Here is a 23,936-nt window from a genome sequence, read left to right as displayed (position 1 = left end):
GGTGGGTTAGCGCAGCTTCAGAAGCCCTTGCACCAACGGCTCCAGGTCCAGATCGTTGACCTTCTTGACCTGCTCGATCAACTCCGTCGGCCAACTCTGCATACCCAGGCAAGCACCCAGCATTGCTCCCAGAATCGCGGCGATAGTATCGGTGTCGCCACCCAGGCTTGCGGCCATGCACAACGCTTCAAAAGCGCTCATCTCGCCGACGGCCACTTGTTGCGCCAAAGCAAACGAGACCACCACCGATTCTTGCGAGGCCACGGAGGTACCGATCACGTCGTAAAGCACATCGGCCAACAGCGCTTTGTCACTGTCGACGCTGACGGTCCGCGCCCAACTGATGCGTGAAGCAATACGCCCACCGGCGACCCAATGACCGTGCCGTTCAGCCTGTTGCGCGATCTGCATGCCCAGGTGCAATGCCTCGTCCAGACCCATCCCGTTGATCCCGGCCGAAACCACCGCAGCCACCGCCGCCGCACTGGAGATCCCCAGCGTGGTGTTGTGGGTGACTTGGCAGGCCTGCACGACTGCCCCGATGAAGCGCTCAGGATCGGCGACATCCGCCGCAATCCCCACCGGGGTGATGCGCATTGCCGCACCGTTGGTGGTGCCGTAACGCCCGGCCTCTTCAGGTGAGTGCCCGGCAAGAATCATTTCAATGGCGCGTTTGGTCGAAGGCCCCAAAAGGTCTTGCGAGCCTTTGGCCTGCATTACCGCTTCCCATTCGATCAAGCGCTGCGCCAGCACGGACGGATCGATCTGACCGTTACCGTCAATCAATAACTGACCGACCAGAATCGCCTGCTCGGTGTCATCAGTGATCGAGCCTTTGGGCATGTTCGCGGCGATCGGTTGATCCGGGCCGGCATCTTCCAGAGTGGTAATCACGCCGAAGCGCTGTTTGATCTGCGCGCGACTCAATGACTGGGTCGGCATGCCCAGGGCATCGCCCAGCGCCAATCCGTAAAAAGCGCCCAGGGCGCGATTGAGCGCGGTCATTTCTGCTCGCCGAATTGAAGGTGCAGCCGAAAGTGCACAGGATCGAGCAAGCTTTCGACCTGTTCCATGAAGCGCTCACGGCGGTCATAAGTGGTGCGCAAGGCTTTGAGAAACACCGTACCGACCGGGCGCCCGAGCAACCGGGCATCTTCCTCGTTCAACGGCTCGGCACCGATCCATTGATCGCCGCGTTCGCCGATGTAGCCGTAAGCGGCCAGGGTAATGGTCAGGGAGTTATCGATCAGCCCCACACGCGGCAGGCTTTCCAGGCCACCGGTTGCAGGCATGAGTGAGCGTTCGAGGGACACCAGCGTACCGTCGTTACCGCGCCGGCGACGCTCCAGAATGATGAACTGATCCGTGCCGAAACGGCTCAAGAGGTCAGGCCGTTGCACCGCTTCCAGGCGCAACACTTCGGTATTGATCAGCGCCCCGCTATCGGCCAGTGCTTGCGCCCAGCCACTGCGTTGATCAAGAACGACGCCGTCGTAGGTCACGATGGAACCGACACCGCTCTGAGTGGCAATGTAGTTACGCCGCTTGAGCTCGGCCAACGCTTCACGCAACGTCCCTCGGCTCACGCCAAATTCTTCAGCCAACTGATGTTCACCCGGCAGCAAAAAGCCGTCCTCCATGAGGCCGCTTTCGATGCGCCGAATCAGCTCGTCGACCACCCGTTGTTTCTTGTCAAATCGAACATGTCTAATCATGTACAACGTGATAACCGAAATCGGCATCACCTGGCAAGGAATTCATTCTGAAAAACGTGAGATTAGGGCCTTACGGCTCCAGTCCGATGGGGAAGAACACCCCACCACTCCAGACGCCTAGCCAATTCTGACCGTCGATCGGACGGGAAACCGCCAGCTCGACCAATTGATAGAAAACGTTGCGGTGGACCAGCGCTTCCAGGTTGGTCCGCACATGAACGTAAGGTGCAGGTTCTTGCGTTTCGGGGTCGATCACAACACGCAAAGGGTGTTCGGGACCGGCGTCGGCTTGTTCTTCGACATTGGTGGTGAATCGCAAAACCTGCGTTTCGCCCTCGCCCTCGACTTCCAGGGCAACCGCCACAAAAGGCGCGTCATCGACCTTGATGCCGACTTTCTCGACCGGCGTAATCAGGAAGTAATCGTCACCATCGCGACGCATGATGGTGGAGAACAGTTTAACCATCGGTTTACGCCCGATGGGCGTGCCGAGGTAATACCAGGTTCCGTCGCGGGCGATTCGCATGTCTATATCGCCGCAGAAGTCGGGATTCCACAAGTGGACCGGCGGCAAGCCTTTGGATTTGGGAATTTGTCCCAGCAGATCATTAGCTTTTTGCGGACCGCTCATGGTGTTCTCCTCGTGTATTGCTTAGTCGCTCAGGCCCAACAGGCTGCGAGCGTATTGCTCCAGCGGCGGACCCAGCAAATCTTCTGGCTTGTTGTCGTGGAACGTCAGTAAACCGCCACGACTGCGAATACGTGCAGTATCAATCAAATACTGGGTGCTGGTCTCGATCAGCATGAGCTGAATCACGCCACTGTCGATCCCCAAGCGATCCACAGCTTGCTGATCGGCCCATTCATCCGAGTTACCGATCCGGTCGTCAGCCTTGGCGAAACGGGTGTAGAGCAGATAATGCGCACCGGCCGCGCGGGCCTCGGTCATCGCTTCCTCCAGCCCTTCAGGTGCGCGGGCACGACGGACCATGGGGAAGTATTCGACAAAGCCGTTGAAGGCTTCTTCAGCGACCACGTTTGGTCGCGGATAGGCACTGCCGGGCGGCGCAAAGGCACCTTGGGCGATATAAATAAAGGAGTCGGGCTGTATGCGGAACGAGTTCGAGCGGTGGGTATCACTGTGATCAAGCAAGCCTGCATCGCTCATGTGATAGCGAGCGCCCTCACCCAGATCGCTGACATTCATGCAGCCACCAAGCGCCAAAATGGCCAGCAGCAAAACCAGGCTACGCATCCTACCCTCCAGAGGCCGGTGACGGAAAACCGGCGAATCCTGGCAGGATGCAGCTTCCGCGCCAGCTCAAAGGGGTTTGGGAATGGTGGAGGGATCTGAGGGTGTCAGAAACTTCTTCATCGCTTGCCACTCCGTCATCGCGAGCAAGCTCGCTCCTACACTGAATCTGCGTCAGATCACAAAGGTGTGACTGATGGAAATCTCATGTAGGAGCGAGCTTGCTCGCGATGACGGACATTCAGCCGCCGATGATTTTCATGATGGTCGCACCACCGGAGAAGGCGACTTCCTGCTTGTCGCCCAAGGCTTTCACCAGCAGGCGCTGCAAAGCAGGCAAGGCTTGGTGACGCGGCTTGTCCAGCAAGTCACCAACGTAGTGCCGATTGCTCGACGACAGACAGCCATGCAGCCAGCCGGTGGACGACAGCCGCAGCCGTGAACACGTCCGGCAAAACGGCACACTTTCATTGGCGATCACGCCAAAGAATCCCTGACCCGGGATTTCATAGCGCACCGCCGTGGCATCCACCGGCGCATCGGCCTGGAGGTATTCGTAGCGATCGCCGATCAGGCTCAGCAGCTGTTGAAGGCTGACGAACTGCTGCAAGAAGGCATTCGAATCGCTGGCCAAATGCCCCATGCGCATCAATTCGATAAAGCGCAGTTCATAACCGCGCTCAAGGCAGTAATCGAGCAACGGCATCACCTGATCCAGGTTCTGCCCGCGCAACGGCACCATATTGACCTTGATCTTGATGCCTGCGGCGTTCGCCTGATCCATACCGTCGAGCACGGTCGCCAGATCGCCGCCGCGGGCGATGCTGCGGAAGGCACCAGGGTCAAGGGTATCGAGGGAAACGTTGATCCGGCGAATGCCTGCATTCACCAGCAACGGTAGTTTGCGCGCCAAGAGCTGGCCATTGGTGGTCAGGCTGATATCCGCCAGCCCCATCTGCCCCACCGCGCCCATGAAGGCTTCCAGTTTGGGGCTGACCAGGGGTTCACCGCCGGTAATGCGCAAGCGTTCGATGCCGGCCGCTTCGATCAGATAAGCCACGCCGCGAGCCATGGCCTCCGCCGACAATTCATCCTGCGCAGCGACCAGCCGCTTGCCGTTCGGCACGCAGTAGGTACAGGCGTAGTTGCAGGCTGAAGTCAGACTGATCCGCAAATTGCGAAAACGCCTGCCTTGACGGTCAACGATCATGGATCACTCCGGCGAAAGGATATTCGGACAGACTAAAAGTTGACTTACAAATCAAGTTTTAGCAAGCCCTAAGCCTGAGTATATTCCTGAGGTACTGCGTCATGTAGCTAAACATGCCGCAATAAAGCAACTGAATGGCTCAGCTGCTGGGGGTGTCGGTATCGCGCTTGCGCTTGTTGCCCATGCGCACGCCGATGTCCATCAGAAACTGGAAGAAACCTTCCTGATCTTCCAGCACATTGCTCCAGAACGGCGAGTGATACAGCGCTACAGCGCCATGCACCAGCGCCCAGGATGCGCAATAGTGGAAGTAAGGCGGCACATCTTCGAGCTTGCCTTCGCTGATGCGGCCCTTGATCAACAGGGTCAGACGTTCGAAGTTGGACGCGCGGATCTTGTGCAACTCCTCAACCATCTCCGGCACCTGATTACCCTTGACTACCTTCTCTTCCAGGCGGTCAAACAACCGATAACGCTGCGGATCGCGCATGCGGAATTCGAAGTAGGCCCGGGACAGGGCTTCCTTATCCTTATCGACATCGGCAGAGTGCAACAGCTCGTTCAGATCACGCTCGTAGTCGAGCATCAGGCGCAGATAAATCTCCGCCTTGGACTTGAAGTGCTTGTAGATGGTCCCTTTGCCGATACCCACGGCATCAGCGATCATCTCGACGGTGACACTGTCTTCACCTTGTTCGAGGAACAGCTTTAGCGCGGTATCGAGAATTTCTTGCTCGCGGCGACGAAACTCACGGACCTTACGAGGTTCTTTCTGCATAAGAAAAGGTCTGTAGGGGTCAAAATCGAAGCCGCGTATTATGCCTAACTTGCGCCAAATTGCACGGATCATCCGACCATGTCTACGTTTCTTGATGAATTTGTACAGGCTCCAGGCCTGCGTTATTTGAATCATGCTGCCGTCGCCCCCTGGCCAAATCGAGCCGCCGTGGCAGTCGCTCGCTTCGCTCAGGAGAACGTTTTACTGGGCGCACGGGACTACTGCGACTGGATGACCCTTGAGCAGCGCTTGCGTGAACGCTTGATGCGCCTGCTTAACGCGCCGTCAACAGATGACGTGGCGCTGGTCAAAAATACTTCGGAAGCGCTGTCTTTTGTCGCGTTCGGCTTGCCATGGCAGAGTGGCGATCAGATTGTCATTAGTGACGAAGAATTCCCTTCCAACCGTATCGTCTGGGAAGCCTTGGTACCGCAAGGCGTGGAAGTGGTGCAGGTCAGCCTCAAGGGCGATGACCCCGAAGGCGCGCTGCTGACCGCCTGCGGCCCGCGCACCCGACTGATGTCAGTGAGTGCCGTGCAGTTCGCCAGCGGCCTGCGCCTGGACCTACAGCGCCTTGGCGCCGGCTGCAAACAACAGAACGTGCTGTTCTGCATCGACGCCATCCAACAACTGGGTGCCCTGCCCTTTGATGTCCAGGCCTATCAATGCGATTTCGCCATGGCTGACGGTCACAAATGGCTCTTGGGGCCTGAAGGCCTGGGCGTGTTCTATTGCCGTAGTGAGCTGCGCGAGCAGCTTAAACTTCATGAGTTCGGATGGCACATGCTCGAACACATGGGCGATTACAACCGTACCACCTGGGAACCTGCGAAAAGCGCACGTCGCTTCGAGTGCGGTAGTCCGAACATGCTCGGCGCCATGGCGCTCGAAGCCAGTTTGTCGCTGCTCGAAGAAGTTGGCATGGATCAAGTCGTAGCGCTGATCGCCGAACGCGTGAAATGGCTACAAGATGGTTTGAGCGCAATTCCCGGCGTGCAGCTGCATAGCCCGCTGAATCCCGCCCGGCGCGGAGGAATTTTCTCATTCAGTATCGATGGCATCGATAATCAGGTGGTTTACGAACAACTCAAACAGCAACAGGTTGTGTGTATCCCTCGCGGCCCTGGCATTCGTTTTTCCCCGCATTTCTATACAGAAAAACGCGTGATCGACGAAACTTTGGCAATTTTAGCGACCATTGCCAAGCAATGAGAACTCAACCGAAGCGCGCGTATTCCAAATCTGTTTAAAAAACAGAGTGGTCAGACTGGACTCAACGCAATAGTGATCAATACTTGAACTGTCGGCGTGACATCTCCCCCAAGTGGCGCGCTGATGAAGGTACCAATGGACCGCGTGCCTTTGTTTTACTCCTAATGGTCTTAACCCGGATTCCCCCCCCCAGAACCCGGGTTTTTTTTGCCTGCGATTTATGTAGGAGCGAGCTTGCTCGCGATGGACTCAAGGGCGACGCGTTTATTCAGAAAACATGCGTTATCGTTAACGCCCATCGCGAGCAAGCTCGCTCCTACAATCCATGACATGCGCCAAAGGAAACAACCGCTTGAAGTTCTCGGTGGTCTGCTCGGCAAAACGCTCGTACGGCTCACCCCGCAACATCGCCAGAAACTCTGCGACATCGCGAACGTACTGCGGCAGGTTCGGCTTGCCCCGATGAGGAATCGGCGCCAGATACGGTGAATCGGTTTCCACCAGCAAACGATCAGCAGGCACTTGCCGGGCGACATCACGCAACGCATCGGCATTGCGGAAAGTGACGATGCCGGACAGGGAAATATAGAAACCCAGATCCAGCGCGGCCTTGGCCATTTCCCAGTCTTCGGTAAAGCAGTGCAGCACGCCAGCCTGAGGCAGCGCCGCCTCACGCAACAGCGTCAAGGTGTCAGCTCGCGCGCCACGGGTGTGGACAATAACGGGCTTGCCGGTCTGCTGCGCGGCTTGCAGATGCAAGCGAAAAGACTCCTGCTGCAGCTCGGCCGCTTCCGGCTCGTAGTGATAATCCAGACCGGTTTCACCAATGGCCACAACCCGCGGATGGTTGAGCTCGCGCAACAGCCAATCCAATGCAGGTGCTGCGCCCGGCTGCACATCGAGCGGATGGACACCGACCGAGCAGTCGACATCGGCATAGCGCTCGGCCAGCGCTTTGACGTCAGCGGCGTTTTCGACGCTCACGCCAATACAGAGAAAATGACCGACGCCGCGCTGACGAGCCGCTTCGAGGGCCGCATCAAGAGAGCCGGCATGTTCGGCAAGGTCGAGGCGATCAAGGTGACAATGGGAATCTACGAGCATAAGGCTGCAACTACATCGTATGAGCGGGACGGTCGGACTTCAGGGCTCCGGCCATGTGGGTTTCGATTCTGTTTCGAACGGTGTTGTCACCATCATAGAACTGCACGCCAACACCCGCTGCTGAATACTTGATTTCAGGCTCGGACGATCAATTCTGGGCAGGCAAACCTGCCCACTGCACCAGCAACGCCTCGAGCAACAGCACGCGATTGAGGTTGGCTTTGCTCAATACCTTCTGGCGCTGGGCGAGAATCCAGTCCTGGATATTCAGGACCTTCTCCTGCGAAGATTTCTGCGCCAGGTATTGCACCACTTTGCGCATATCGGGCGAACCCAGACCCGCCTCGTCCTGCGTGAGCTGGTAACGCAGGATCAAACTCGACCAGTCGCAGAACCAGTCGAACAGTAACAGCAGCGGTATGGCATTCCAGCCCTCAGCCAACTGAGTCGGCGATTGCTGCTGCTTGAGCAATTTTTTCACGCCCTCTACCACCAACGCGCGCTGCTCACGCACACCTTGCGCCTGCAAGGTAACCGCGGCCAACGGCGAACCGGCGGCCAGCATCAGCAGCTCAACACGCTCTTCTTCAGCGCACTCTGGCAAGGCTTTAGCCAACCACTCCAGACTCATCGCTTCGCTCGGCAGCGGACAGGCCTGCTGCACACAGCGACTCTTGACGGTCGGCAACAACCGGCTTGGCTGATGGCTGACCAACAGCAAAACGGTATCGCCGGAAGGTTCTTCGAGGCTTTTCAGCAAGGCGTTGGCGGCATTGTTGTTCATCGACTCAGCCGGCTCGATCAACACCACTTTGCGCCCGCCCATCTGCGCGGTCTGCACCACGAAGCCGACCAGTTCACGAACCTGGTCGACCTTGATCGCCTTGTCCGCTTCTTCCGGCTCCAGCACGTAGTTATCCGGATGGCTGCCGGCTTTGAGCAACATGCAGGATTTGCATTGCCCGCACGCGTCCAGCCCTTGCGGCTTCTGACAGAGCAATCGGGCCATCAAGCGTTCAGCCAGCGCTCGCTTACCGATACCCACCGGACCATGCAGCAAGTAGGCGTGGGCGTGCTGTGCGCGACCCGCCAGTTGCTGCCAGAGGTTGTCCTGCCACGGGAAGGCCTCAGCCACGGTAAAGCCCCAGCAATTGTGGCAGCAAGGCATCCAGTGACTGCTGAACCTGCGCCAACGGCTGTGCGGCATCCACCAGACGATAACGCTTCGGATCAGCCTCGGCGCGCTTCAGGTAGGCACTGCGGACCGCGTCGAAGAACGCCCGACCTTCAAGTTCGAAACGGTCCAGCCGTCCACGTGCACTGGCACGGGCCAGACCGACCTCGACCGGCAGATCGAACACCAGAGTCAGGTCCGGACGCAGATCACCCTGAACGAAGGTCTCCAGCGTTGCGATGCGCTCCAGCGACAAACCGCGACCACCACCCTGGTAGGCGTAGGTGGAATCGGTGAAGCGGTCACACAACACCACCACCCCCTTGGCCAGCGCCGGGCGAATCACCTCGGCCAGATGCTGGGCACGCGCGGCGAAAACCAGCAGCAGCTCGGTATCGGCGTTCATCACTTCATCGCCAGGCGTCAGCAGTACTTCACGAATCCGCTCGGCCAATGGTGTACCGCCCGGCTCACGGGTCAGCAACACCTCGATACCTTCGGCGCGCAGACGCTCAGCCAGGTACTCGCGGTTGGTGCTTTTGCCGGCGCCTTCCGGGCCTTCCAGGGTAATAAACAGGCCAGTCACAGGCAGTCCTTAATCAGAGTCATTGCGGGCTATGCGGCTCGGTCGCGTCGGGTGCCGGCACCGCCGGGATCGGTTGTTCCGGAGTCAATTCGGGAGCAGCCTGCGGAGCGCTTTCAACAGGCACGTCAGGCGCAGGGCTCGAAGCCTCTGGCGCCACCGGAGTCGTTATCGGCGCAGGGCTGGATCTATAGTCCGCACGCCGCTTGAGCTGGAACTCGCGCACCGCATTATTGTGCGCATCCAGGTCATCGGAGAACACATGACTGCCATCGCCACGCGCCACGAAATACAAACTGCTGCCTGGCACCGGATTCAGTGCCGCATGGATCGCTTCGCGCCCCACCATCGCAATCGGAGTCGGTGGCAGCCCGGCGATCATGTAAGTGTTGTAAGGCGTCGCCTCACGCAAATGCGCGCGGGTCAACTTGCCGTTGTAGCGCTCGCCCAAACCGTAGATCACCGTGGGATCGGTTTGCAGCAACATGCCGATCTGCATGCGCCGCACGAAGACCCCGGCAATCTGCCCACGCTCCTGCGGCACGCCGGTTTCCTTCTCCACCAGCGAAGCCATGATCAGCGCTTGATAGGGCTCAGTGTACGGTGCGTCAGCCGAGCGCTTGCTCCATTCTTTGGCGAGAACATCGTCCAGACGCTCGTAGGCTTTTTCCAGCAAGTCCGCATCGCTCATGCCTCGGACAAAACGGTAGGTATCCGGAAAAAAACGCCCCTCCGGGAACACGCCGGCATGACCGAGCTTGCCCATCACTTCGCTATCACTCAAGCCGGCGAGGGTCTGTTCAAGTTTTTCTTGCTTGGCCAAGGCTGCGCGCACCTGACGGAAATTCCAGCCCTCGACCAGGGTCAGGCTGTACTGCACCACTTCACCACGCTGCCACAGGCCGATCAGACCTTGAGCAGTCATGCCCGGTGTCATGCGGTATTCACCGCCGTGCAGCGGTTGTCCGTCGAGATTCAAGCGCCAGTACAGACGCAGCCAAAAGGCGTCCTGCAGGACACCGTCGGTCTGCAGGCGAGTGAACGTTCCACTCGGTGTCGAACCGGGCGGCACTTCAAGCAATTCTTCTTGTTTCAGGTTGAGCGGCTGCTCCAGTGCCGAGTTCAGCTTCCAGGCCGAAGCGCCCAGCAACAGTCCTGCCAGAACCAGTCCGGTTTCCAGCAGCAGCAAGAATTTACGTCTCACGAATCAAGCATCCAGTAGCGCGCGGGCAATGCCTTGCAGTTTACGGGTGAGTGGCCCAACCGGCCAGCTCAGCGCAGCATAAGCGCGTACCGGCCAAACGCCGTACACGCTGTTGCAGACGAAGACTTCGTCGGCCTGTTGCAGCTGATCGAGACTGATCTCGGTAATTTCTGTGGGGATACCCAGCGACTTGGCTTGAAACAATAATTCAGCTCGCATCACGCCAGCGACGCCGCAGCGACTCAAATCAGCCGTCAGCAAGACGCCATCACGCACCAGGAACAGATTACTGAATACCCCTTCGATCACGCGTCCGGAGACGTCCAGCATCAAGCCTTCGGCATGCTTGGTATCCTGCCACTCGGCACGGGCAATGACCTGTTCCAGACGATTCAGATGCTTGAGCCCTGCGAGCAAGGGCTGCTCGCAAAGTCGCGTAGCGCAGGAAAAAAGGCGAATACCGCGCTGCCCGTGGGCAGATGGATAAGCAGCTGGCGGATTGCCTTGCAGAATCCGTCGAGCTTGAGCCACCGGATCGGCAGCGTAGCCGCGCAGGCTATCGCCACGGGTGAGGATCAGCTTAAGCACGCCCTCGCCCATGGCTGCGGCATAAGCCAGCAGCTCGCTGCGGATCAATGATTGATCCGCAACAATAGCCAGACGCGAACAGCCATCAGCCAGACGCTGCAGATGCCGATCGAGCAGCAACGGCTGTCCGGCCGTGACGGCAATAGTCTCGAACAGACCGTCGCCGTAGGCCAGGCCGCGATCTTTGAGCGACAGAGCATCAGCCGGCTGACCGTCGACCCAGCTTTGCATCAACCGGCGAACCGGCGGAACACCAGGGAACCGTTGGTACCACCAAACCCGAACGAGTTGGACAGCACCACATCGATATTCATGTCACGCGCGGTATGCGGCACGAAATCAAGGTCACAGCCTTCATCCGGCTCATCCAGGTTGATGGTCGGCGGAGCGACTTGGCCGTTGATCGCCAGCACACTGAAGATAGCCTCAACGGCACCCGCCGCACCCAACAGATGCCCGGTCATAGACTTGGTCGAACTGACTGCCATCTTGTAGGCGTGCTCACCGAAGACGGTCTTGAGCGCCTGGGCTTCCGCGAGGTCGCCGGCCGAAGTCGATGTGCCGTGGGCATTGACGTACTGCACTTGATCGATGTTCAGCTTGGCATCACGCATAGCATTGGTAATGCAGCGCGCTGCGCCCGCGCCATCGGCTGGCGGCGACGTCATGTGATAAGCGTCGCCGCTCATGCCAAAACCGATCAACTCGGCATAAATGGTCGCACCGCGAGCTTTGGCGTGCTCCAGCTCTTCGAGCACCAGGGCACCAGCACCGTCGGAGAGGACGAAGCCGTCACGACCCTTGTCCCATGGACGGCTGGCGCGGGTCGGCTCGTCGTTGCGCGTTGACAACGCGCGGGCGGCACCGAAGCCGCCCATACCGAGGCCGCAAGCAGCCATCTCGGCACCGCCGGCAATCATCACATCGGCTTCGCCGTAAGCAATGTTGCGCGCCGCCATACCGATGCAATGCGTACCAGTGGTACAGGCAGTCGAAATGGCGTAGTTAGGCCCCTGGGTACCCAGATGGATAGACAGGAAGCCGGAAATCATATTGATGATCGAGCCAGGCACGAAGAACGGCGAAATCCGCCTCGGGCCTTGCTCATGCAGCGTGCGGCTGGTTTCTTCGATATTGGTCAGACCGCCAATACCCGAACCGATGGCCACGCCGATGCGCTCACGGTTGGCATCGGTCACTTCCAGGCCGGAGTTTCGTACCGCCTGAAATCCAGCAGCCAGACCGTACTGAATAAACAGGTCAAGTTTGCGAGCTTCTTTGACCGACAGGTACTCCTCGACATTGAAGCCCTTTACCGAGCCGCCAAAACGGGTGGAATAAGCAGAAAGGTCGGTGTGTTCGATCAGACCAATGCCACTACGGCCAGCCAGAATACCCTGCCAGCTGCTCGGTACATCCGTGCCCAGTGGCGACAACATACCCATACCGGTGACTACGACGCGTCTACGCGACACAGCACTCTCCTTTTTCTAATGACGACACTTTGTATCAGGCCTAAAGAAAAAACCGCACGCCATGATGGCAGTGCGGTTTTTCCATGACAGCAAGCGACGACTACAGACTATTAAGCCTGATGGCTAGTAACGTAGTCGATAGCAGCTTGAACGGTAGTGATCTTTTCAGCTTCTTCGTCAGGGATTTCGGTCTCGAATTCCTCTTCCAGAGCCATCACCAGCTCAACGGTGTCAAGGGAGTCGGCACCCAGGTCTTCTACGAAGGAAGCGCTGTTGGTCACTTCTTCTTCTTTAACGCCCAGTTGCTCAGCAACGATTTTCTTGACGCGCTCTTCGATGGTGCTCATACCTTGTTTTCACTCCTAATGGACAAATTCAGGCAGCTGGCCAGTGGGTAAGTGTATAGAAAGGCTTTTCAGTTTTTCAACTGAAAGCTTCACTCCTCGAACCCTATCGACCCTCTGCCTATAAATAGATTGCAGCTTTATAACGGATTTTAGACCGCTCGTATGACATTTTTTTGAAGCAATCCGTCACATTTAACTCATGTACATCCCGCCGTTCACCGGGATTGTAGCCCCAGTAACGTAAGCCGCACCGTCCGAAGCCAGAAAAGCGACCACTTGCGCGATCTCTTGAGCTTGCCCCAGACGGCCCAGCGGAATTTGCGTCAGCAAGGCTTCACGCTGTGCCTCAGGCAATTCGCGGGTCATATCAGTATCGATGAACCCTGGAGCCACCGAATTTACCGTAATCGACCGCGAGCCGACCTCACGCGCCAGAGCACGACTGAAGCCTTCCAGACCTGCCTTGGCGGCTGCGTAGTTTACTTGGCCTGCGTTGCCCATGGCACCCACAACCGAACCAATACTGATAATTCGACCCCAACGAGCCTTGGTCATGCCACGCAGAACACCCTTGGAGAGGCGGAACAGACTGTTCAAATTGGTATCGACAACGTCATGCCACTCGTCGTCTTTCATGCGCATCATCAGATTATCGCGGGTGATACCGGCATTATTGACCAAGATCGCCGGCGCACCGAACTGCGCCTGAATGCTCGCCAGTACAGCAGCCACGGATTCGTCGCTGGTGACATTGAGTTCCAGGCCAGTGCCTTGAATACCGTTTTCTTTCAGGGTCGCAGCGATACGCTCAGCGCCCGAAGCAGAAGTTGCAGTGCCAATGACTACGGCGCCCAGACGACCCAACTCAAGAGCGATGGCTTGACCAATACCGCGGCTAGCGCCAGTAACCAGTGCAACTTTACCTTGCAGACTCATGCAGGCTTCTCCTAATTCAAGCCAGCGCTGCACGAGCGGCAGCGAAAGCATCTGGGGTATTCAGATTAGAGGTCGACACGCCTTCGGCGCAGCGCTTGTTCAGGCCAGCCAATACTTTGCCAGGACCGCACTCGACCAGCTGGGTGGCGCCATTGGCAGCCAGACACTGGACAGACTCGACCCAACGTACTGGCTTGTAGAGCTGCTCGAGCAGATCACGCTTGAGCGTCTCAAGATCCGTCGCAACACTGGCGCTGACGTTCTGCACCAACGGGATTTGCGGAGCCTGCCAGTTGATCGCAGTGATCGACTCGGCAAAACGCTCGGCAGCCGGACGCATCAATTCGCAATGGGATGGGACGCTGACCGGCAACGGCATCGCTCGCTTGGCACCACGCGCCTTGCAACCTTCGATGGCGCGTTCGACAGCGGCCCTGGCACCGGCAATGACCACCTGGCCCGGCGAGTTGAAGTTGACCGCACTGACCACTTCACCTTGCGCCGCTTGCGCACAGGCCGCCAGCACATCGGCATCTTCCAGACCGAGAATCGCGGCCATGCCGCCCTGCCCGGCCGGTACGGCCTCTTGCATCAACTGACCGCGACGCTCTACCAGCTTAACGGCGTCACCCAGACTCAGACTGCCAGCAGCGACCAGCGCGCTGTATTCGCCCAGGCTATGGCCCGCGACGTAGGCCGGACGAGCACCGCCCTCAGCCAACCACAGACGCCACAAAGCGACGGACGCAGTCAGAATGGCCGGCTGGGTTTTATCGGTTTGATTGAGTTGCTCTTCCGGCCCTTGCTGGGTCAGCGCCCACAGGTCATAACCCAGAGCATCGGAAGCTTCTTTAAATGTTTCAAGGATCAACGGGTATTGCGCGCCCAACTCGGCCAGCATGCCGAGGGACTGCGAACCCTGTCCTGGAAAGACGAATGCGAGGGATGCAGACATGTAACAAGCCCCTAATGATCTTGTCGTCGGAGAATTGACGTCCCCTATAAGGGACACAAGAAACTGACAGTTGGATGACTGTTTGAATTGAGCGGTCACATTTAAGCATTTTCGAACGAAAACGCCTAAAGCAACAGATCCTCGAGACGACCGTGCAAGCGCTCCGGCAGGTTTTCCTGAATCTCGATCAAGGCCCGCTGAATCGCACTTTGGAACCCCTGCACCCCGGCCGAGCCATGGCTTTTCACGACGATGCCCTGCAAGCCGAGAAAGCTCGCACCGTTGTGCCGCGCAGGCGCCAGATCAGCCTGCAAGCGCCGCATCAACGGTAGTGCCAAGGCACCAACCACCCGCGATACCAGACTTTGCTTGAACAACGCTTCAATCCGCGCCGCGATCATGGTCGCCAGACCTTCGCTGGACTTAAGCAGGATATTCCCGACAAAACCGTCGCAAACCACGACGTCCGCCTCACCACGGTACAACCCATCACCCTCGACAAAGCCGATGTAGTTCAGGCCGCGAGCATTTTGAAGCAAACTCGCCGCCAGCTTGACCTGCTGATTACCCTTGATGTCTTCGGTGCCGATATTCAGCAATGCCACCCTTGGACGAACAATACCCAACGTTTCAGCCGCAACCGACCCCATAACGGCAAATTGCAGAAGATGCTCGGCACTGCAATCGACGTTAGCCCCCAGATCGAGCAACTGGCAATAACCGCGCTGGGTCGGAATGGCTGCAACCATCGCAGGTCGATCAATGCCCGGCAGGGTTTTCAGCACATAACGTGACAACGCCATCAGCGCACCCGTATTGCCGGCACTGACGCATGCCTGAACCTTGCCATCTCGCAACAACTCAAGCGCCACGCGCATCGAGGAGTCCGGCTTGCCGCGCAAGGCTTGCGACGGTTTTTCGTCCATAGCAATCACTTCCGTGGCTGGCACGATATTCAAGCGCGCACGATCCACAGCCGGCTGACTGGCAATCAATTCTTCTAAAAGGGAGGGTTGACCGACGAGGGTCAGGTACAGCGAAGGTGTAGCAGACAGACAAGCAAGGCTGGCCTGAACAATGCTGCGGGGACCGAAGTCCCCGCCCATTGCGTCAATCGCGATGACTTGAGCGGACAAGGATTACTCGTCAGCGCCCTGCTCGATCACTTTACGGCCACGGTATACGCCTTCTGGCGATACGTGGTGACGCAGGTGAACTTCACCGGTGGTTTTTTCTACAGACAGGGTGCTAGCCGAAAGAGCATCGTGGGAACGACGCATGTCACGGGCAGAGCGGGATTTTTTGTTCTGCTGAACAGCCATAATTGATTAACTCCTAAACGTTTGGGTCACGCTTTAACTGCGCCAATACACTGAACGGGTTGGACCGCGTTACCTCGTCCTCGCTCGGTTCGGGCTCATCGAGACCCGCCGGCTGCTGGCATTCTTCCGGATGATGAGCAGGCACAATGGGCAAGGCGAGCAAAAGCTCCTCCTCGATCAGTGACTGCAGATCCAAAGGATCTTCGCCCAGTTCCAGCACGTCATAACCTTTCGGCAACGACTGGGTATTCGCACCCTCTTTCACCACAGCATAACTGCATTCGCTGTGGATCGGCAGGGTGACCAGCTCAAGACAACGCTGGCAAACCATTTTGACCTCGACATCGATAAAACTGTGGATAACCACAGATTTACGCTCATCTCGTTCAAAAACAAATTTAGCCTGCACCGTACCGACAGTATCGGAAAGCGGGTCGCAGAGTCTCTCCAAATTGGCCAGCAGCAGTTCACCTTGAAGGGTGGTGCCACGATCAGCCAATTTGCGCGGGTCAACGTGAGGTGGAATCGGGTCATTCAACATAGGCGCAGCATTATAGGGATGCCCCCAGCCATGTCAAAGGAAATTCAACCCTGTCCGTCACTTGCAAGCCTCGCTAGAATTCCGGGCTATCTTCAGGAGAGCCGTATGCTGCCTTTATTACTTGCTTCAAGCTCGGTCTATCGTCGTGAATTGCTGGCCCGCTTGCAACTTGCATTTACCTGCAGCTCACCGGATATCGACGAAAGCCACTGCCCTGGCGAGCTCGCCATCGACCTGGTCAAACGCCTGGCCAAAGAGAAAGCCCTGGCCTTGGCCAGTAGCCACCCCGCCCACCTGATCATCGGCTCCGACCAGGTCGCCGTGCTCGATGGCCAGATCATCGGCAAGCCACACACCTTCGAAAAGGCCCGGGAACAACTCCTGGCCGCCAGCGGTGCCAGCGTGACCTTCCTGACCGGCCTGGCGCTTATCAACAGCCAGACCGGCCACTGCCAAGTCGACTGCACCCCTTTCACCGTACACATGCGCACACTTGATCAGGCGCGCATCGAGCGTTACTTGCTCGCCGAGCAGCCCTACGACTGCGCTGGCAGCTTCAAGGCAGAAGGCTTGGGGGTGACCCTATTCCAAAGCACCGAAGGTCCGGACGCCACCAGCCTGGTCGGCCTGCCGCTAATCCGCCTGGTGGACATGCTGCTCGCCGAGGGCGTGCAAATCCCCTAAACATCAAAAGATCGCAGGCTACGCCGGCTCCTACAAAAGCACGCATGCAACTCCCTGTAGGAGCTGCCGGAGCCTGCGATCTTTTGATCTAAAAAAAACCGGCCATGAAGGCCGGTTTTTTTGTACGAATAGACGATCAGCGCAATGCCGGCCCTTGAAAGCCCATCCACATTGCCAATTGCTCCGCAACGCTGGCGCCGAGCTTTTTCGAGAAGCGATCAAGTGTCGACTCCTGAATCGTGAAATCGACCAGTTCTTTTTCGCCGATCACATCCCGCGCCACCGAACTCGCACTCCCCAGGCCATCGATCAAGCCCAGCTGCAGCGCCTGCTCACCTGACCACACCAGACCGGAGAACAACTCAGGATGCTCCTTATCCTTGAGACGGTCGCCACGACCCTGCTTGACGCTGGCAATGAACTGGCGATGGGTCGTATCCAGCACACCCTGCCAAAATTCGGTTTCTTCCGGCTTTTGCGGCTGGAACGGATCGAGGAACGACTTGTGCTCGCCAGAGGTATAAGTCCGACGTTCAACACCAAGCTTCTCCATCGTTCCAACAAAGCCATAACCCGCCGCCGTCACACCAATGGAGCCAACCAGACTGGCCTTGTCGGCGTAGATCTGATCCGCAGCACTGGCGATGTAATACGCACCAGAAGCCCCCAGATCCGAGATCACCGCATAAACCTTGGTATCAGGATGCAGACCGCGCAAACGACGAATCTCGTCATAGACATAACCCGACTGCACCGGACTGCCGCCCGGGCTATTGATCCGCAGCACCACGCCCTTGACCTTCGAGTCTTCGAAAGCGGCCCGCAAGCTGCCGACAATATTGTCAGCACTGGCAGGCTCTTTGTCGGCAATCATGCCGGTCACATCAATCAGAGCCGTGTAGCCAGACCCGCGGGTTGCACTTTTCTCCATATCCATCAGCGGCGTGAACAATGCCAACGCCGCAAACAGATAAACAAACGTCATCAGCTTGAAAAAAATCCCCCAACGCCGCGAGCGCCGTTGCTCTTGCACACTGGCCAAAAGGGTCTTTTCAAGCAGCTTCCAGCTTTTGTCGTCACCGCCTTCAGCACTTGCCTTGCTCGGCGCTTTCCACTCATCAGCCATGCCATTTACCCCAGCAAAAACTTAATTGGCCCGCTGGCTCAGCCAGGCGTGCAACTCAGAAAAATGATCAATGGCCAGACGCGGCTCAAACACACGCAGGGCATCCATCGTTTGAGCACCATAGCTGACCGCAACCGAATCCATCCCGGCATTGCGCGCCATCAACAGATCGAACGAAGAGTCGCCCACCATCAACGCCTGCTCGGGACCGACTTCGCAATGAGCGAGTATCTGCTCCAGCATCAGCGGATGCGGCTTGCTTGCGGTTTCATCGGCGGCGCGGGTGATATCAAAATAATCTTCCCAGCCATGAGACTTCAGCACTCGATCCAACCCTCGACGGGCTTTGCCGGTGGCCACCGCCAGGCGATAGCCCTCGGAACGAAAAGCTTCGAGAGACTCAACCACACCGGAAAATAACGGCGAAGGCTCAGCCTCAAGCGCAATGTAGTGATCCGCATAGCGCTGGCGAAACGCAACCAGGTCAGCGTCGCCGATCTCCGGGTACAAGGTGCGAATCGCCTCCGGCAAACCCAGACCGATGATGCCCTTGACCGAAAAGTCGTCTCGCGGCGGCAAATCTGCTCGCGCAGCCGCTACCTGCATCGCCTCGACAATCCGCCCGATGGAGTCGGCCAGGGTGCCATCCCAATCAAAGATCAGCAGCTTGTAATCAGCTAGCACTCAGACGCTCCACGGTCTTGGCCCACATCTCATCCACCGGCGCTTGCAGCTTGAGTTCGCCGCCATCAGGCAACGGCACGGTCAACATGTAGGCGTGAAGGAACAGGCGTTTGCCGCCCAACTCGCGAATTTCTTTACTGAAGCCTTCATCGCCGTACTTGGTATCACCAGCAATGCAGTGCCCGGCATGCAGGGTATGCACGCGGATCTGGTGCGTCCGGCCGGTGACGGGCTTGGCCTCGACCATCGTGGCGAACTCACCAAAGCGGCGCAGCACTTTGAAGACTGTCAACGCCTCCTTGCCCTCTTCATTGACTTCAACCATGCGCTCGCCGGAGCGCAGGTTGCTCTTGAGCAACGGCGCACGAACCTGCTTGATCGACGACGCCCAGTTGCCGCGAACCAGCGCCATGTAGCGCTTATCGACACCATCGCCACGCAACGCGGCGTGCAGATGGCGCAACATGCTGCGTTTTTTGGCGATCATCAGCAGGCCGGAAGTGTCCCGATCCAGACGATGGACCAGCTCCAGTTCTTTGGTATCAGGCCGCAACTGACGGAAGGCTTCGATGACCCCGTAGTTCAGACCACTGCCGCCGTGGACGGCAATCCCGGCTGGCTTGTTGATCACAATCAGCGCCTTGTCTTCAAAGACAATCGACGCTTCAAGGCGCTGCAACAAACCCTGAGCCAAAGGCACCGGCTCGTCGCGCTCAGGCACGCGTACAGGCGGCACACGGACAATATCGCCCGCCTGCAGCTTGTACTCGGGCTTGATCCGACCTTTGTTCACGCGCACTTCGCCTTTACGCAAAATGCGGTAAATCAAGGTCTTGGGCACGCCTTTGAGTCGGGCAAGCAAGAAGTTATCAATACGTTGGCCGGCATATTCCGGCGAGACCTCAAGCAGCTGGACGCTGGGGGTCGGGGGGGCAGTAGTCGTCATGCTGTGAATGATAACAATTTTTTATGGATTTGAAGCACTTAATGATTGCTGCTATAGTCGCGAACGCCGCCAAAAGCGGCCTGGACAGCGGACTAACGGTCAACCACCGGCCCTGACCAACGCAATTCATCAGGACGCGAGGCCGTCCTACGGGGCTTTCGCTACAATTATGGTAGGTTCGCGATTGTAACAAGCGCAGGTGACATGAGGCCTGAAGCGAGCGTAAACAGCAGAGTAATTACTCGCCTTTTATGCCGATATTTACGGCCAGTTCACAAAGTGCAGTCGATCTCGAATGAGCCTGAGCGAAGGCTTCGGAAACAACGCCTAAATTAGCCATGATGCGTGACCTCCCCCTTTTGGAGCTCACGGTAAATGCCAACCCGCTGCGGATTCTGCGCGCGGCAGCACCCGAATTATCAGGGATACGTGTAGGGTGGAGATGCACAACCGTCGGACTGTGTAGCACTAGGCTTATATTTAGACGCTTCATCTCGTCCACAGTCGCCGGTTGATTCCTCCTCCTGACTGAGTGCTTAAGTAGCCACAGCAAGCAGGACGCGTAAGTCGCGACTCCGGCCCAATTGGTCGAACCTCGCTAGACACTGGAGTGTCCAACCACTCCTGACGCACCTGACACCGACCGTGAGAAGTCGTGTGTGCCGAACGCCGTTTCCGGCAGCCCGGAAACCGACGGTACTACATGAAAAGAATGCTGATTAACGCAACTCAACCCGAAGAGTTGCGTGTTGCACTGGTAGATGGCCAGCGCCTCTATGACCTGGACATCGAATCCGGTGCTCGCGAGCAGAAAAAGGCCAACATCTATAAAGGCCGGATTACTCGCATCGAACCAAGCCTTGAGGCTGCCTTTGTCGATTTCGGCTCTGAGCGCCACGGCTTCCTGCCCCTCAAAGAAATCTCCCGCGAATACTTCAAGAAAGCCCCCGAAGGCCGCGTCAACATCAAGGACGTCCTGAGCGAAGGCCAGGAAGTCATCGTTCAGGTCGAAAAAGAAGAACGTGGCAACAAGGGCGCAGCCCTGACCACCTTCATCAGCCTGGCCGGTCGTTATCTGGTTCTGATGCCGAACAACCCACGTGCCGGCGGTATCTCCCGTCGCATCGAAGGTGAAGAGCGTAACGAACTGCGTGAAGCCCTTAACGGTCTGGTTGCTCCAGCCGATATGGGTCTGATCGTGCGCACTGCCGGCCTGGGCCGCAGCAGCGAAGAAATGCAGTGGGACCTCGATTACCTGCTGCAACTCTGGACCGCCATCAAAGAAGCCTCGCTGGATCGCTCTGCGCCCTTCCTGATCTATCAGGAAAGCAACGTGATCATCCGCGCCATCCGCGATTATCTGCGCCAGGACATCGGCGAAGTGCTGATCGACAGCGTCGAAGCCCAGGACGAAGCCCTGACCTTCATTCGCCAGGTGATGCCGCAGTACGCCAGCAAAATCAAGCTGTACGAAGACAGCGTTCCGCTGTTCAACCGTTTCCAGATCGAAAGTCAGATCGAGACCGCCTTCCAGCGCGTCGTTGAACTGCCTTCCGGCGGCTCCATCGTCATTGATCCAACCGAGGCCCTGGTGTCCATCGACATCAACTCGGCGCGCGCCACTAAAGGCAGCGACATCGAAGAAACCGCTCTGCAGACCAACCTCGAAGCAGCCGAAGAAATCGCCCGTCAGTTGCGCTTGCGTGACATCGGCGGCCTGATCGTCATCGACTTCATCGACATGACCCCGGCCAAGAACCAGCGCGCCGTGGAAGAGAAAGTCCGCGAATGCCTGGAAGCCGACCGCGCTCGCGTACAAGTCGGTCGTATCTCGCGCTTCGGCCTGCTGGAAATGTCCCGTCAGCGTCTGCGTCCATCCCTCGGCGAAAGCAGCGGCATCGTTTGCCCACGCTGCGACGGCACCGGCATCATCCGTGATGTTGAATCGCTGTCGCTGGCGATTCTGCGCCTGATCGAAGAAGAAGCCCTGAAAGACCGCACCGCCGAAGTTCGTGCCCAAGTGCCGATCCCGGTCGCCGCGTTCCTGCTCAATGAAAAACGCAACTCGATCACCAAGATCGAACTGCGCACCCGCGCGCGCATCGTCATTCTGCCGAACGATCACCTCGAAACTCCGCACTTCGAAGTTCAGCGTCTGCGCGATGACAGCCCGGAAGCTCACGTTAATCTGTCCAGCTACGAAATCGCTGCCGCCACGGCTGAAGTAGAAGAAGTTCAACCGGCCGCCGCGACCCGCACTCTGGTTCGTCAGGAAGCCGCAGTGAAAACTGCTCCGGCACGCGCCAATGCTCCAGTGCCGACTGAAGTCGTAGCGCCTGTTGCCCCTGCTCCAGTCGTAGTTCCGGAGCCAAGCCTGTTCAAAGGTCTGGTGAAGTCGCTGGTCAGCCTGTTCGCTACTAAAGAAGAGCCTGCTGCACCCGTCGTGGTTGAAAAGCCAGCGACCGAGCGTCAGCCGCGCAACGAAGAGCGCCGCACCGGTCGCCAGCAGACCCGCAACCGTAACGGTCGCCGCGACGAAGAGCGCAAGCCGCGCGAAGAACGTGCACCTCGTGAAGAACGTGCACCTCGTGAAGAGCGCGCCCCCCGCGAAGCCCGTGAAGAAGTACCGGCCGTAGCGGCTCGTGAAGAACGTGCACCGCGCGCTCCGCGTGAAGAACGCGCACCACGTGCTCCGCGTGAAGATCGCAAACCACGCGAAGCTCGTGAAGATCGCCCGGTTCGCGAACTGCGCGAGCCTCTGGATGCAGCTCCAGCCGCTGCTGGGGAAGAGCGCCCTGCCCGTGCGCCACGTGAAGAGCGTCAACCGCGCCCACCGCGTGAAGAGCGTCAACCACGCACCGAACAGGCTGCTGTGGCCGTTAGCGAAGAAGAGCTACTGCCAAACGAAGAGCAACTGCAGGATGACGGTCAGGACAACGCCGAAGGCGATCGTCCACGCCGCCGCTCCCGTGGCCAGCGTCGTCGCAGCAACCGCCGTGAGCGTCAACGTGATGCCAACGGCAATGTGATCGAAGGCTCGGAAGAAACCGAAGAAGGCAGCGAAGAGCCGAGCGGCGCCGATCTGGCTGCCGGTCTGGCCGTTACTGCGGCTGTTGCCAGCGCTGTGATCAGCGCCCCTGCTGAAGCCCAGGCTCACCAGCAAGCAGAACGCGCTACTGCCGCCTCTCTGGAAACTGCTTCGACTGAAGCGCCAGTGGTTGAAGCAACTACTCCGGTTGAAGCACCTGCCGCTCCTGCCGTTGAAGTTGCTCCGGTTCGCGAAGTACAGCCTGAAGTTGAAGTTGTTGCCGAGCAAGCCGTTGTTGCTGAACAGCCAGCCGCCGCAGAACCTGTGTTCGAAGCTCCGGTTGCTGAAAAGGCCTTTGAGCCGACTTATGACGCTCCAACTGCGTTCGAACGCATCGCTGAAGCGGTAGTCGTTGATACTCCAGCGCCCGTCGCTGAAGTGGTTATCGCCGAGCCAGTGGTTGCTGCTCCGGTTGAAGCGCCAGTGGTTGCCGAAGTGGTCGAGCCGGTTGTCGCAGCCGCACCCGCACCCGCAAGCGCCCTGACCGAAAGTGGTCGTGCGCCGAACGATCCACGTGAAGTGCGTCGTCGCAAGCGTGAAGCCGAGCGTCTGCTGCAAGAAGCCAAACTGGCTCCAGTGGCAGCAGTAGTTGCCGAGCACGCTCCGGTTGTGGCGCATGTGGTTGAGCACGCTGCACCCGCTCCAGTCGCTGAAAGCGCTCCTGAGCAAGCAGTCGTTGAAACTGCCCCGACCATCGACGAAAACCTGCGTTCCGTCGAAGAAGTGGTAGAGAAAAACCCTAAAGTCCTGGAAGAAGAGCACGAGCCTAAACCACTCGCCTGATTCTAAAGGCTGTTAAAAAGCCCCGCTTGCTAACGCAGGCGGGGCTTTTTTATGTTCGATGCAAGATCAAAAGATCGTCCGAACGCGGCCCGAACCTGCGGCAGCTCCTACGCTGACCACATCTATACACAACCTCGGAGGTGAACACCGCCTTTGTAGGCGCTACCGCAGGTTCGGGCCGCGTTTGGACGATCTTTTCGGGAGCATCCCGCTAGGCGACAGACAAGCA

General features: G+C 58.1%; 24 protein-coding genes and 1 pseudogene. 3 read left to right on the top strand and 22 right to left on the bottom strand.

Annotation, left to right across the window (positions count from 1 at the left end; translation table 11 throughout):
• Window positions 1–6: 6 nt before the first annotated feature.
• The 6 genes from ACZYSM_RS13460 to ACZYSM_RS13435 all read right to left on the bottom strand — a co-directional run bounded on the left by ACZYSM_RS13460 (window position 7) and on the right by ACZYSM_RS13435 (window position 4,955).
• Window positions 7–1,005 (bottom strand): ADP-ribosylglycohydrolase family protein, encoded by a 999-nt coding sequence (locus ACZYSM_RS13460; RefSeq protein ID WP_489071974.1) that lies wholly within the window; start codon window positions 1,003–1,005, stop codon window positions 7–9.
• Window positions 1,002–1,715, bottom strand: coding sequence for a GntR family transcriptional regulator (locus ACZYSM_RS13455; protein WP_489071973.1), 714 nt, complete (start codon window positions 1,713–1,715; stop codon window positions 1,002–1,004). Before ACZYSM_RS13455 ends, ACZYSM_RS13460 begins: the two co-directional genes overlap by 4 nt.
• Before the next feature lie 70 nt (window positions 1,716–1,785).
• Window positions 1,786–2,346: a DUF1285 domain-containing protein gene (locus ACZYSM_RS13450; RefSeq protein WP_489071972.1), complete on the bottom strand. Its 561-nt coding sequence runs from the start codon at window positions 2,344–2,346 to the stop codon at window positions 1,786–1,788.
• 21 nt (window positions 2,347–2,367) lie between these two features.
• Entirely contained in the window at window positions 2,368–2,970 is a 603-nt protein-coding gene (locus ACZYSM_RS13445) for a DUF4823 domain-containing protein (RefSeq protein WP_489071971.1), read from the bottom strand.
• A gap of 238 nt (window positions 2,971–3,208) precedes the next feature.
• Window positions 3,209–4,177, bottom strand: coding sequence for a GTP 3',8-cyclase MoaA (locus tag ACZYSM_RS13440; RefSeq protein WP_489071970.1), 969 nt, complete (start codon window positions 4,175–4,177; stop codon window positions 3,209–3,211).
• Between the two features lie 139 nt (window positions 4,178–4,316).
• The gene (locus ACZYSM_RS13435; RefSeq protein WP_489071969.1) at window positions 4,317–4,955 is read right to left on the bottom strand and encodes a TetR/AcrR family transcriptional regulator; all 639 of its coding nucleotides are present in this window, start codon (window positions 4,953–4,955) and stop codon (window positions 4,317–4,319) included.
• Window positions 4,956–5,033: 78 nt separating this feature from the next.
• Here ACZYSM_RS13435 and ACZYSM_RS13430 point away from each other — a divergent pair, with 78 nt between their 5' ends.
• On the top strand, window positions 5,034–6,167 hold the full coding sequence (locus ACZYSM_RS13430; RefSeq protein ID WP_489071968.1) for an aminotransferase class V-fold PLP-dependent enzyme: 1,134 nt from the start codon (window positions 5,034–5,036) through the stop codon (window positions 6,165–6,167).
• A gap of 288 nt (window positions 6,168–6,455) precedes the next feature.
• Here ACZYSM_RS13430 and ACZYSM_RS13425 read toward each other — a convergent pair whose 3' ends face one another.
• The 13 genes and pseudogenes from ACZYSM_RS13425 to ACZYSM_RS13365 all read right to left on the bottom strand — a co-directional run bounded on the left by ACZYSM_RS13425 (window position 6,456) and on the right by ACZYSM_RS13365 (window position 16,396).
• On the bottom strand, window positions 6,456–7,271 hold the full coding sequence (locus ACZYSM_RS13425) for a TatD family hydrolase (protein WP_489071967.1): 816 nt from the start codon (window positions 7,269–7,271) through the stop codon (window positions 6,456–6,458).
• 10 nt (window positions 7,272–7,281) lie between these two features.
• Window positions 7,282–7,392 (bottom strand): annotated as a pseudogene (locus ACZYSM_RS13420) (PilZ domain-containing protein); the annotation flags it as partial.
• Window positions 7,393–7,419: 27 nt separating this feature from the next.
• Window positions 7,420–8,406, bottom strand: coding sequence for a DNA polymerase III subunit delta' (locus ACZYSM_RS13415; protein ID WP_489071966.1), 987 nt, complete (start codon window positions 8,404–8,406; stop codon window positions 7,420–7,422).
• The gene (gene tmk, locus ACZYSM_RS13410; protein ID WP_489071965.1) at window positions 8,399–9,031 is read right to left on the bottom strand and encodes a dTMP kinase; all 633 of its coding nucleotides are present in this window, start codon (window positions 9,029–9,031) and stop codon (window positions 8,399–8,401) included. Before tmk ends, ACZYSM_RS13415 begins: the two co-directional genes overlap by 8 nt.
• A 19-nt stretch (window positions 9,032–9,050) precedes the next feature.
• Entirely contained in the window at window positions 9,051–10,232 is a 1,182-nt protein-coding gene (mltG, locus tag ACZYSM_RS13405) for an endolytic transglycosylase MltG (RefSeq protein ID WP_489071964.1), read from the bottom strand.
• 3 nt (window positions 10,233–10,235) lie between these two features.
• Window positions 10,236–11,051 carry an aminodeoxychorismate lyase gene (pabC, locus tag ACZYSM_RS13400; RefSeq protein ID WP_489071963.1) on the bottom strand — a complete coding sequence of 272 codons (816 nt, stop codon included), beginning with the start codon at window positions 11,049–11,051 and terminating at the stop codon, window positions 10,236–10,238.
• Window positions 11,051–12,295 carry a beta-ketoacyl-ACP synthase II gene (gene fabF / locus ACZYSM_RS13395; protein WP_489071962.1) on the bottom strand — a complete coding sequence of 415 codons (1,245 nt, stop codon included), beginning with the start codon at window positions 12,293–12,295 and terminating at the stop codon, window positions 11,051–11,053. The genes pabC and fabF overlap by 1 nt, the downstream gene beginning before the upstream one ends.
• 110 nt (window positions 12,296–12,405) lie before the next feature.
• Window positions 12,406–12,642 (bottom strand): acyl carrier protein, encoded by a 237-nt coding sequence (gene acpP / locus ACZYSM_RS13390; RefSeq protein ID WP_004371293.1) that lies wholly within the window; start codon window positions 12,640–12,642, stop codon window positions 12,406–12,408.
• Between the two features lie 192 nt (window positions 12,643–12,834).
• Window positions 12,835–13,578 (bottom strand): 3-oxoacyl-ACP reductase FabG, encoded by a 744-nt coding sequence (gene fabG / locus ACZYSM_RS13385; RefSeq protein WP_489071961.1) that lies wholly within the window; start codon window positions 13,576–13,578, stop codon window positions 12,835–12,837.
• A gap of 16 nt (window positions 13,579–13,594) precedes the next feature.
• A complete protein-coding gene (gene fabD / locus ACZYSM_RS13380) occupies window positions 13,595–14,533 on the bottom strand; it encodes an ACP S-malonyltransferase (protein WP_489071960.1) in 939 nt (312 codons plus the stop codon).
• 125 nt (window positions 14,534–14,658) lie between these two features.
• Window positions 14,659–15,669 carry a phosphate acyltransferase PlsX gene (gene plsX / locus ACZYSM_RS13375; RefSeq protein WP_489071959.1) on the bottom strand — a complete coding sequence of 337 codons (1,011 nt, stop codon included), beginning with the start codon at window positions 15,667–15,669 and terminating at the stop codon, window positions 14,659–14,661.
• 3 nt (window positions 15,670–15,672) lie between these two features.
• Window positions 15,673–15,855, bottom strand: coding sequence for a 50S ribosomal protein L32 (gene rpmF, locus ACZYSM_RS13370; protein WP_150806424.1), 183 nt, complete (start codon window positions 15,853–15,855; stop codon window positions 15,673–15,675).
• Window positions 15,856–15,868: 13 nt separating this feature from the next.
• Complete coding sequence (locus ACZYSM_RS13365; protein WP_489071958.1) at window positions 15,869–16,396, bottom strand: YceD family protein; 528 nt, start codon at window positions 16,394–16,396, stop codon at window positions 15,869–15,871.
• Between the two features lie 105 nt (window positions 16,397–16,501).
• Between ACZYSM_RS13365 and ACZYSM_RS13360 the strand changes: the two genes are divergently transcribed.
• The gene (locus ACZYSM_RS13360) at window positions 16,502–17,080 is read left to right on the top strand and encodes a Maf family protein (RefSeq protein WP_489071957.1); all 579 of its coding nucleotides are present in this window, start codon (window positions 16,502–16,504) and stop codon (window positions 17,078–17,080) included.
• A 136-nt stretch (window positions 17,081–17,216) separates the two neighbouring features.
• Here the strand turns inward: ACZYSM_RS13360 and sppA are convergent, their stop codons facing one another.
• From sppA to rluC, 3 genes are read right to left on the bottom strand one after another with little or no spacing between them, the layout of a single operon-like run.
• The gene (gene sppA / locus ACZYSM_RS13355) at window positions 17,217–18,206 is read right to left on the bottom strand and encodes a signal peptide peptidase SppA (RefSeq protein WP_489071956.1); all 990 of its coding nucleotides are present in this window, start codon (window positions 18,204–18,206) and stop codon (window positions 17,217–17,219) included.
• A gap of 21 nt (window positions 18,207–18,227) precedes the next feature.
• Window positions 18,228–18,890 (bottom strand): HAD-IA family hydrolase, encoded by a 663-nt coding sequence (locus tag ACZYSM_RS13350; protein ID WP_489071955.1) that lies wholly within the window; start codon window positions 18,888–18,890, stop codon window positions 18,228–18,230.
• A complete protein-coding gene (rluC, locus tag ACZYSM_RS13345; protein ID WP_489071954.1) occupies window positions 18,880–19,836 on the bottom strand; it encodes a 23S rRNA pseudouridine(955/2504/2580) synthase RluC in 957 nt (318 codons plus the stop codon). The genes ACZYSM_RS13350 and rluC overlap by 11 nt, the downstream gene beginning before the upstream one ends.
• A 703-nt stretch (window positions 19,837–20,539) precedes the next feature.
• Here rluC and rne point away from each other — a divergent pair.
• The gene (rne, locus tag ACZYSM_RS13340; RefSeq protein ID WP_489071953.1) at window positions 20,540–23,707 is read left to right on the top strand and encodes a ribonuclease E; all 3,168 of its coding nucleotides are present in this window, start codon (window positions 20,540–20,542) and stop codon (window positions 23,705–23,707) included.
• The last annotated feature ends 229 nt before the right edge of the window (window positions 23,708–23,936 follow it).

This window comes from Pseudomonas sp. F220 (genome assembly GCF_057813935.1).
Note: the sequence above shows the minus strand (reverse complement) of the source record. Positions and strands in the feature narration are given on the sequence as shown.